The organism is Psychrobacter sp. DAB_AL32B (genome assembly GCF_002224105.1).
Taxonomy (GTDB): domain Bacteria; phylum Pseudomonadota; class Gammaproteobacteria; order Pseudomonadales; family Moraxellaceae; genus Psychrobacter.
This window is the reverse complement of the sequence record NZ_NEXU01000122.1, coordinates 1-1,840: the sequence shown is the minus strand read 5'-3', so window position 1 is coordinate 1,840 and position 1,840 is coordinate 1. Positions and strand designations below refer to the sequence as shown.

Sequence of the window (1,840 nt, the reverse complement as noted above, 5' to 3'; positions counted from 1 at the left end):
CATTGCTAAAAGTTGAGCTTCCAATAAGTAGCAACTCTGAAGTGAAGGTTAAAGACAGTTTTTTGTCTTGGCTTGATGATACTGAAGTTAAGTTATCTCATCGGCTAGTAGGCGAAGCAAAACTTAAAGATATATATGTCACTCCTGATATCCAAGAGTACGATGAAAATACTGAAAGACTTATAGATATACATAGTTCAGATACTGTATTAGCTAATTATGAAGACTTCATTATATTTGGCGATGAGCAGATAGGAAAAACATCTTTACTTAAATACTTTTACATTGAAATGCTTAAAAAGAAAGAGTTATGTATCTACTTGGATGCTAAGAAAATAAATAATAATTTCGATAAAGTTTTAAGTGAAGGGCTAGGTTTACAGTATGATAACTTGTCACTTTCGGAATATTTCTCTGCTGAAAAAAAGATAATACTAATTGATGATTTTGAAAAAATATCTTTAAAACCTAAAAATATAGGTAAGTTTATTGAGTTTTTAAGAGAAAAAAGCGTAAGGATGGTTTTCTTATGTGAATCAAACTATTCTTATATTAGTAGCGATATAGCCTGTTTTGATAAATTTAGAAAACCAAGGTTGTTAGAGTTGGGTCATCAGAAAAGAGAGGAGTTGATAGGTAAGTGGATATCATTAGGTAAGCCAGAGTCCATTTCTTCTGAGGAAGAAAATTATAGACAAATTGACTTATAGGCAGTTCTACATAAAATCGATACGTTGGTAGCCACGTGCTACTGTTATAAAATTTTCTTGCTGGCTGTTCGCAAGCGTGACAGAGGCTGCAAAAAATTTATTCCAGTAGCACTCGTATCGGTTTTACAGTGAATCAACTATAGTAAAGAATAGAGTTGATAGTATTTTAAAGAAAAAAATAGTACCTGCAAGACCGATATATATATTGATGATACTACAAATGTTTGAAGCCCATAAGAAGTTAAATATAGAGTTAACTTCTTATGGGCATTGTTATCAGCAACTTATTTATACTAATTTTGAAGCAGGAAATATAAATAAAGAGCAGTATGATAAACATTTAAATGTATTAACAGAGCTGGCATGGTGGATATTTAAGAGTAGTAAAAACCCAAATCATCATGATATTGATGTTTTTTTTATTGATTATGAAGAAAAGTTTTTATCTTCAGATAGAATTGTAGTACTTGAAAGTTTAATTGAATGCTCACTTCTAGTAAATGATGGTATAGAATATAGCTTTAAGTACCCGTATATATATTATTTCTTCGTAGCTAAAAAAATTGCGGAATCCTACACAGACGATAAAGAGGTCAGAGAAGCTACAGAAAAATTATTAAAAAATCTACATAAGGAAGATTTTGCAAGTATCTTAATCTTTGTTACTCACCATACAAAAAATAGCTGGATTCTAGAGAAAATACAGGCATGCTTAAAAGATCAATTTAATGGGAGCTACACGAAGATAGAGTTATGGAAAGATCAGGATTTTAGAAAAATAACCTTAACTCCTTTTACAAATAGAGCTTCTATACCCTTCACAGTTTTTTTTGAGCGTATAGGAGAAGCCAGTTTTTCTAGAGATCAGTTGAAATTCATACAAAATTTCATTCAAAAAATTCCTGAATTAGTACTGGAGCAGAGAGAAGTCAGTATAGAGAGAAAGAAAAAAAATGAATACTTAGATGCTCAGGATGATGATGCAGATACTGTTACTTTAGAAGAAGATAAGTTGTCAAACGATATATTGTCAGACATAAATAGAGTTTTTAAGTCAATGGAGATAGCTGGACAAATAATTAATAACAGACATGCTAGTCTTCAGAAATTAACTATAATTGATTTAGCGA

General features: G+C 30.7%; 1 protein-coding gene and 1 pseudogene. Both read left to right on the top strand.

Annotated features, from left to right (window positions below; translation table 11 throughout):
• On the top strand, window positions 1-710 hold a 710-nt coding region (locus CAN34_RS13200; RefSeq protein ID WP_217320632.1), incomplete at its 5' end, for an AAA family ATPase.
• A gap of 220 nt (window positions 711-930) precedes the next feature.
• Window positions 931-1,840, top strand: a pseudogene (locus CAN34_RS13195) (hypothetical protein); the annotation flags it as partial.